Here is an 8,401-nt window from a genome sequence, read left to right as displayed (position 1 = left end):
GGCCATGACCGCCTTGATGGTGTGCATGCGGTTCTCGGCCTCGTCGAAGACCTTGGACTGCTTGGACTCGAAGACGTCGTCAGCAACCTCCATCTCGGTGATGCCGAACTGCTCGGCCTTCTGAGCACCGATGGTGGTGTTGGTGTCATGGAAGCTGGGCAGGCAGTGCAGGAAGATAGCGTCCTCCTTAGCGTAGCCCATGACCTCCTTGGTCACGCGGTAGGGCTCGAGGTTCTTGATGCGCTCGCCCCAGACCTCGTCGGGCTCGCCCATGGACACCCACACGTCAGCGTAGATGACGTCGGCGCCGGTGCAGCCTTCCTTCACGTCAGCGGTCAGCTTGACGGTGGCACCATGCTCAGCAGCGATGGCACGGCACTCCTCGACCAGCTCGGCCTCGGGCCAGTTGGTCTCGGGGGCGCAAGCGACGAAGTTCATGCCGAGCTTGGCGCAAACGACCATCATGGAACGGGCAACGTTGTTGGCGGCGTCAGCCATGAAGACGACGGTGCGGCCCTTCAGGTCGTAGTTGAAGTTCTCCTGCATGGTCAGAACGTCAGCCAGCATCTGGGTGGGATGCCACTCGGTGGTCAGGCCGTTCCACACCGGCACGCCAGCGTTGGCAGCCAGCTCCTCGACGTCGGTCTGAGCAAAGCCGCGGAACTCGATGCCGTCATAGAAGCGGCCGAGAACGCGAGCGGTGTCCTCGATGGACTCCTTCTTGCCCATCTGGGAGCTGTTGGGATCCAGGTAGGTCACGCCCATGCCCAGGTCCATAGCGCCAACCTCGAATGCGCAACGGGTACGCGTGGAGGTCTTCTGGAACAGCAGTACGATGTTCTTGCCCTCAAGGTAGCGATGCGGCACGCCAGCACGCTTCATATCCTTGAAGTTCTTGGAAAGCTTCAGCAGGTACTCGATCTCCTCGGTGGAGAAGTCCAGGAGACGCAGGAAATGACGACCGCTCAGGCTTACAGGCATGGTAATTCCTTTCGATAGCAAGTTAACAAGAACTTATGTGTGCAGGCCGCGCCAAGTTTCAGCCTGCTGTTTCTTCCGGAACGCATTTTCATGCGTTCCGGGAAAAACCAAATGAGAATTCCTGATTTCTCAGGATGAGTATCCGATTAACGGATACTGCGATTATGCACGCTTAGCAGCGAGAAATCTAGTCCTCGCGCCAGATCGGCATGCTCATGCAGCGCGGGCCGCCACGGCCACGGGACAGCTCTGCAGAGGGAATCTCGATAGCATCGATGTTGTTCTTGCGCAGCAGCGCGTTCGTGACATCGTTGCGCTCGTAGACAACCACGCGACCAGGTGCGATGCACAGGGTGTTGGAGCCGTCGTTCCACTGCTCGCGCTCGGCGGCGATGCGATCGCCACCAGCACAGGGAATCAGCGTAACAGGCATGCCCACGTACTTCTCGAGAACTTCCTCGAGCGTACCGGAGGTCTCCTTGACCTTGATGCCCTCACCCTCGGGGGTGATCTCGAACACGGTCAGCGGGCCCATGATGCCGGGATGGATGGTGAACTTGTCCACGTCGATCTGGGTGAACACGGTGTCCAGGTGCATCATGGCGCGGTTGTTCGGGATGTTGAACGCCAGGATGGTGTCAACCGGCGAGGTCTCGTCCTTGAAGATGTTATGGGCGATCTCGTCGATGGCATCCGGCTCGGTGCGCTGGGAGATGCCGATGGCCAGCGTATGCTCGTTGATGTTGAGGATATCGCCGCCTTCGATGTGGAATGCGCTGTAACGGCTGTAGTACTGCGGCACATCCTTGAAATCGGGATGATGCGTGAAGATGTACTCAGCGAAGATGGTCTCACGGTTACGCGTGACAGCGTACATACGGTTGATGGAAACGCCGTTGCCGATCATCGCGAACGGGTCGCGGGTGAAGTACAGGTTCGGCATCGGGGCGATGACCATCTTGGAGGACTCGGACACCAGGTCGACCAGGGAGTTGGACTTGTCGGTGTGCAGCTCGGTGAGGTTGACGCCCTCCATGCACTTCAGAACCAAGTCGATGTTGGTCTTGTAGTTGTCGTTCAGATAATCGAAGAGGATCTTCTGATAACGCTCGGTACGGATACCGGCCTCTTCGATGAACTGCTTCAGGAACTGCTCACGCAGCGCCGGATTGGCATCGAGCACCTCGGCCATGAGGTTCTCGAGATACACGACCTCCACGCCGTTGTCGCGAAGAGCCTGAGCAAAAGCATCATGCTCAGCCTGGGCAACCTTCAGAAACGGGATGTCGTCGAACAGCAGCTCTTCGAGCGTGTTCGGCGTGAGGTTCAGCAGCTCTTTACCAGGGCGATGCAACAGAACCTTCTTCAAGGGCTTGATTTCGCTCTTGACGTTTACGCCTGCCATGAAAACCCTCCTTATGCCTTTTATGCATTTTCGGACTTCTTAGAAGCGGAACGCCCGTTGCGCACCGCGCGTTCCGACTGCAAAACCAAGTTCTCACGCTTCACATTGAAAAGCAACTACCAAAATGTCCAAAAACGAAATTTTCAGGGTGACCTGGGATGATGCTAAATTTACGCCTATGTTTCCATCGCGTTTCTACACTTTTCCTTCACATCTGCTTTGGTTCACGATAGTTTACTTGTGCACTTGCATAATTTTTTGGCATCGCACCTGAACCCATGCCGACCCATAGATGATTTCTCTTGAAACCCTAGTTATGCATAAATGTAAGAAATAATGCATCGCGCGATTTCGATGCACAGACGCATATGGTCTTTTAGACCATTGATAGAGAGAGGCTATACCACTATGGCTGGTAGCGTTTGAGGGCGAGATGTAGCTGAAAACGCAATAGGTAGTTGCTAGGCGACCGGACGATCAGGCTCCTCCTGCGAACTATTGCTTGTCGCAAATCACACGACATACTCTGCAGGAATTCAACGGAGCCTTGAACGCGAACCGTCTTTTTTCTTGATTCAACGGCTGTTCACTTTTCACGCCAGACGCTTTTCGGTGCTAAAGCGGATTGTTTTAGTCATGACGCCTTGCGAGCCTACGTGTTTTAGCGGGTTTGCGGTATAATAACGGCGTTTTGTGCGCCCATGGCTCAACGGATAGAGCATCGGACTTCTAATCCGACGGTTGCAGGTTCGAGTCCTGCTGGGCGCGCCAGCGCTCGTACAAGCCGGAGACGCCATTTGACGTCTCCGGCTTTTTCTTTCACGATTTCGGCTTGATATAGCAGGCAACAATAAAGAATGAAGAAACTGTTGCCCGGGCCTTCCCCATGTATTGGCCTGAATGCACGCAGACATCTGCCCTCGATTTGGTCCGCATTTGGTCCGCAATTTGGTCCGCAAAACAAAAAGGCCAGAACCGATAAGACTCTGACCTGGGGTTTTAGTGGAGCGGGTGACGGGAATCGAACCCGCGTTAGAAGCTTGGAAGGCTTCAGTTCTACCATTGAACCACACCCGCGACTGGTCGGGACGACAGGATTCGAACCTGCGACATCCTGCTCCCAAAGCAGGCGCGCTACCAGGCTGCGCCACGTCCCGACATCCAAACAGCCCAGCTAGTATATCAGACTTTTTACGCGTTTTCGGACAATTTCGCGCGAAGTTCACGAAGGGCGTTGCCACGGTGGGAAATCGAGTTCTTTTCCTCAGGAAGCGCCTGGCCGAGCGAGCGTTCGAAATCAAACACCTCGGGCAGGAACAGCGGATCGTACCCGAAACCGTTTTCCCCTTGCGGCTCATAAGCGATGCGGCCCTCGACCGTACCTCGGGCATCCCATTCACTACCCTGTTCATCTAGGTAGACAAGATGGCAGACGAATCGTGCGCTACGCTGCTCGTCCTCGACCCCCGAAAGCGCATCGAGCAGCTTAGCGTTGTTCGCCGCATCGTCGCAGGGTTCACCGGCATAGCGCGCCGAATGCACGCCAGGGGCTCCGTTGAGCGCATCGACCTCCAGGCCGGAGTCGTCTGCTAGCACCGCCATACCGCCGCTAGCCTGCTGAGCCGCTTGGGCCTTGATACGGGCGTTGCCCAGAAACGTCTCGGCATCCTCAACGGGATCGGACTGAACGCCAGCCTGCTTGAGCGTTTTGAACTCCCAACCGGGGAAATCAAGCGCTTCGGCTATTTCAACGGCCTTATGAGCGTTGTTGCTGGCAATGAGCACGGTTTTCATGACGGCTCCTTTCAGGGCCATGGGTGTTAATCCTTGAATTCGATATGCGACACGCTGGTAATGGGCATGCAGAATGCGCGGCTGCCGAAGCTCTGGAACTCCGCAACATCATCACCGGTGGTATTGAACTCGTACTCGGCTTTATGGCCCGCCTGAGCCCGCTGATGATGACGGTCTAAGATCTCGGTGACGTCACGAGCCGCTTCCTTCGCAGACGAGATGAGCGTGACCTCATGCCCCACCACGCCGCCGATAAGCGCCTTGAGCAGCGGAAAATGCGTGCAACCGAGAACGAGCGTGTCGATTTGACAGCGTCGTAGCGGCTCAAGATATTCTTTGGCGATAGCCTGGAAGGGCGGTCTGATGTAGACCTTCGAGGCGAGAGAAGTATAGTTCTCGATAGGGCCCTCCGCCATGCGGATGCCCTGCTCGGCTATCTCAACGAATCGCGGCGTAGCCGTGGAGAACACGGTGATGCCCGCATCAAGATGGCGGATCGCCTTGGTATAGGCATCGGATTCCACCGTTGCCTTCGTGGCGATGACGCCGACGCGCTTGTTACACGTTGCATGCGCTGCAGCGCGCGCGCCAGGCTCGACCACGCCGATGACGGGGACGGGGAACGTACGCTGCGCATGCGCCAAACCCGCCGCCGTGGCGGTATTGCATGCGATGACGATGAGTTTGACCCCGCGCTGCACCAGCCAGGATCCGATTTGCTGGACGAACCCATCCACTTCGGAAAGGCTACGCGGACCATAGGGGCAACGCGCGGAATCACCCACGTAGATGATGGATTCCTCGGGCAGCGCCTTCGCGATCTCGCGCGCTACGGTAAGCCCGCCGAACCCTGAATCGAACACGCCGATGGGCGCATTATCGAATGTTTGCATGATATCCATGCCGCTCAGTATAGCGCATGCTTGCGGGCGCTTTCTGAAATGCGCTACGGGTGCCATAGTATCTGCTAACCTGCATGACAAGCGAAAAGTTCCAGAAAAGGAAGCAGCTAATCATGCCGAAGGAAAAAGATCGCAAAACCAATGCCATACGCGAGATGGAGGCGGCGCACGCTGATTTCGACACGCGCTTCTTCGATTGCCCCGAAGCGCTGTCCGGAGTGGAGGTTGCGGCGCTTTTGGAGCAAGACCCCGATTGTGTGTTCAAGACTTTGGTCACTCAGGGGAAATCAGGTCAGCATTTCGTATTCATGATCCCCGTTGCCTGCGAGCTGGATTTGAAGAAGGCGGCTCGCGCTGCCGGAGAGAAATCCATCGCGATGGTGAAATCCCGCGACCTTTTGGGTTTGACCGGATACATTCACGGCGGCTGCAGCCCCGTGGGAATGAAGAAGGCCTTCCCCACCTTCATCGATGAGACGGCCGAGCTGTACGACCGGATCATGTTCTCGGGCGGCCGCATTGGATGCCAGATTCAAACGCCGCTGAGCGAGCTGCAGCGCGTCGTGCCCGTAGAATGCGTCGACCTTACTGTTGTATAAGCAGGGGTCGCGCGTCGCAGCGCGCGACCAGGCTGCTGTTGTTGATTAGCGAACAGGAATCGCCCACTCGCGCAAATGGCGCAAGAAGCAACCCATAGCCGAACGAAAGACGCCCCGCAAGCAATGCTTGCGGGGCGTCTGAGCATTCGCCATCGAACAGCTATTACCAGTGGCTGACCACGCAGTCACCGGAGTGGATAAGCGAGTACAGCTCCTTAGCCTTCGCCGGGGGCAGGTTAACGCAGCCGTGGCTGCCGTAACCGTCTTTGTACATGGTCCCGCCGAAATCGGGCTGCCAGTCGGCATCGTGCAAGCCGATGGCGTTGCCGTCGAAGGGCATCCAGTATTGAACGGTTGATTCGTAGATCTTCTGACCGTTCTCATAACCGGTAAGCTTGCCGGGGCTTTGCATCGCATTCATCCAGAACACACCCACGCTGGTATCGTGCGTGCCATCGGGAATGCCGGAGATGCAGTCGGACTCCCAAACCAGCGCACCGGAATCATCGTAGAAGTAAACGTGCTGCTCGGCCAGGTCGATGTCGATATAGCGATTGCCCCAGTCGCGACCGCCAACGCCGTTGTAAGCATCGCCGCTAGTAGCGTTAGGGATCTCGACGGTTTCAACGAGGCCTTCCTTGACGCCGTTGATAACCAGGTCCATAAGCGCATCGTAGTCGATGGACCACCCGTACACGCCACCGGAAACGGTGATGGTCTTGCCATCGGCGCGAGTGTAGGTACGCGTGGTGCCGACGGTATCGCAATCGGCAGCGAGTTTATCGACCCAAGCCCGCATGGCCTCCTCATCAAGAACCGCTTCCACATTTTCATCAACGGTAACCCATTGCGAGATGAGGTCGGCATCGACCTCGGCGGCGGTGGACTTGCCCATGGTCAGCACGATATCGGCGCCGATCATGGTGTTCGCCTGCTCCGCGGCGGTTTTCAAACGAGGGTCGGTGGAAAACACCGTCGGCTGCAACAGCTGCTCGGACGAAAGCACGACTTTGGGATTGAGCTCGGCGAGCGCAGCATCGGCGGCTGCCATGACCTTCGACGCATCGAGGGCGGTGCCGGCGACTTCCTTGCAAACGGTGAAGGATCCCGTTTTGGAATCGTAGGCAACCGTAGCGTTGAGAGGCTGCGTTGCCGACTCGTTGAATGCAGCAACTGCCGCAGACACGGTTTGCTCAAGACCGGAATCGTTGTAGGAGCTGATCATGGCGCCGGTTGCATCATGGCTGCGCGTAAGCTCGACGGGCCACAGCCATTCATTGTATGCGGAGTACGCCTCTTTCACCGCTTCGGCAGCGTCGAAATCGACGCCGGCATCCTTGGCCGAGACCGTAAGATTGAAGCCATTGCCGGTAATGGTGAGCTTGTAAGAGTTCACCTCATTGGCAAGCGCCTTTTCAGCATCCGCCGTTGACATGAGCGATGCATCAAGATTGCCGATCTTGGTGTTTGGCATGAAATGGCTGCCGAAATACAGCGCCACGCCGCAGTACGCGATGGCAAGCACGCCGATCAAACAGGCCGCAACGATGCCAAGCACCTTTCCCACGCGCTTCTTCGGACGCGCTACGCCCGTGGGAGGGATTTGCATACCGGAAGGCGCATATGCCTGGTAACCGTTTTGCGCATACTGTTGATTGACCGGCCTAGTCTGCTGGCCATGCACCTGCTGCGGAACGAAGCCGCCAGGTTGGTCGTCGTTGTCGAAGTTGATGGGAGGGATATCGCTTGGGGCGACGTGGCGGCCGCGCGAAACCTTGTCGTTTTGATCGTTGCTCATGATGCTCTCGCTGAATAGGGTGTAGATAGCTTCATTGTAGCAACGTAATGCCCAAGGAGCGATACCTTGTGGATATTTTCGACGCGATAAATATGGCCATCGGGACGCCAATCAACAATCGGTGAAGGGGCATAAACTCCATCGCCTTACGGATAGGCTGGTTCGGTTTCAATATCCACAACGAAAACGATTGCCAGGGTGATGTCTTGGATGGTTTGCCGTGTACCATTTTTGTGCCATCCGATTACCAAACGGTCTGAAAACGGCAAGATTTCGCTCTGTTATTCAACAGATGTCCGATATATTTTAGACATAAAAAGACCGCCTGAACTGCGCAAACAGAACAGGCGGTCTAGAAAATGCTGGTGGAGGCGCGGAGAATCGAACTCCGGTCCATACTATATTATCCCTCAGGCTCTACAAGCTTATCCCGTTATCGGAATTCGGAACCCGTCGGTCAACGGGCAAACGTTAGGGTTCCTAGTCGGTTCGGTCTTTATCGAAGCCATACCGTCCACGTGCTTCGATGCAGTCCCCTAAAATGACGTCGCGTCCGAGCCGGGGACAACCCGGAGTTGACGTGCCAGGTGCTGTTTAGGCAGCCATGGCGAGCGCCGGAGCGCTCTGAGAGTTGTTCTTGCCAATTAACTTGACGGTACCCCTGTTTAACGTGGCGAGGAGACCACGACCTGCTCCTCAGTTCAAACATACCATGTCGAAACCAGTCGCCCCCGGATGCCGGCCAATCGGCCGAGTCGGGACGCTGCGGTCCACCTTGTCAAAGTGCACGGCGGCAAGCCGCCGAACAGATAGATAATCTTACTTCAAAAGCGAGCTGAAGTCCACTGCGCTTTTGATGTCGTCGAACGCGCCCTTGAATTCCGCGGCCATCTTCACGCCGTCCTTGAAGATGGCGTTCATA

Annotated in this window: 6 protein-coding genes, 3 tRNA genes and 1 other RNA gene; 2 read left to right on the top strand and 8 right to left on the bottom strand. The window is 56.5% G+C overall.

All coding sequences use genetic code 11. The features are described 5' to 3' along the window. Both argF and arcA read right to left on the bottom strand, forming a co-directional pair. On the bottom strand, window positions 1-981 hold a 981-nt coding region (argF, locus tag Q0H50_RS06960; protein ID WP_294420839.1), incomplete at its 3' end, for an ornithine carbamoyltransferase. A 187-nt stretch (window positions 982-1,168) separates the two neighbouring features. Beyond that, a complete protein-coding gene (gene arcA, locus Q0H50_RS06955; protein WP_114621202.1) occupies window positions 1,169-2,386 on the bottom strand; it encodes an arginine deiminase in 1,218 nt (405 codons plus the stop codon). Between the two features lie 695 nt (window positions 2,387-3,081). Between arcA and Q0H50_RS06950 the strand changes: the two genes are divergently transcribed. Then, window positions 3,082-3,157: transfer RNA gene (locus Q0H50_RS06950), tRNA-Arg, on the top strand. Window positions 3,158-3,389: 232 nt separating this feature from the next. Here Q0H50_RS06950 and Q0H50_RS06945 read toward each other — a convergent pair. From Q0H50_RS06945 to murI, 4 genes are all read right to left on the bottom strand, one after another. Then, window positions 3,390-3,463 (bottom strand) — tRNA-Gly (locus tag Q0H50_RS06945). Between the two features lie 3 nt (window positions 3,464-3,466). Next, window positions 3,467-3,543 (bottom strand) — tRNA-Pro (locus Q0H50_RS06940). 34 nt (window positions 3,544-3,577) lie between these two features. After that, window positions 3,578-4,201 carry an RdgB/HAM1 family non-canonical purine NTP pyrophosphatase gene (rdgB, locus tag Q0H50_RS06935; protein ID WP_294420838.1) on the bottom strand — a complete coding sequence of 208 codons (624 nt, stop codon included), beginning with the start codon at window positions 4,199-4,201 and terminating at the stop codon, window positions 3,578-3,580. 5 nt (window positions 4,202-4,206) lie between these two features. After that, complete coding sequence (murI, locus tag Q0H50_RS06930) at window positions 4,207-5,073, bottom strand: glutamate racemase (protein WP_294420835.1); 867 nt, start codon at window positions 5,071-5,073, stop codon at window positions 4,207-4,209. Between the two features lie 122 nt (window positions 5,074-5,195). Here murI and Q0H50_RS06925 point away from each other — a divergent pair, with 122 nt between their 5' ends. Next, a complete protein-coding gene (locus Q0H50_RS06925) occupies window positions 5,196-5,681 on the top strand; it encodes an aminoacyl-tRNA deacylase (protein WP_294420834.1) in 486 nt (161 codons plus the stop codon). A 163-nt stretch (window positions 5,682-5,844) separates the two neighbouring features. On the opposite strand, the gene Q0H50_RS06920 is transcribed toward Q0H50_RS06925, so the two are convergent. Together Q0H50_RS06920 and ssrA are read right to left on the bottom strand one after the other, a co-directional pair. Further along, window positions 5,845-7,479: a L,D-transpeptidase family protein gene (locus Q0H50_RS06920; protein WP_294420832.1), complete on the bottom strand. Its 1,635-nt coding sequence runs from the start codon at window positions 7,477-7,479 to the stop codon at window positions 5,845-5,847. 363 nt (window positions 7,480-7,842) lie between these two features. Continuing rightward, window positions 7,843-8,212: a transfer-messenger RNA gene (gene ssrA, locus Q0H50_RS06915) on the bottom strand. Window positions 8,213-8,401: the final 189 nt, after the last annotated feature.

It is taken from the genome of uncultured Senegalimassilia sp. (assembly GCF_934632265.1).
Taxonomy (GTDB): domain Bacteria; phylum Actinomycetota; class Coriobacteriia; order Coriobacteriales; family Eggerthellaceae; genus Senegalimassilia.
This window is presented reverse-complemented; position numbering and strand designations above follow the sequence as displayed.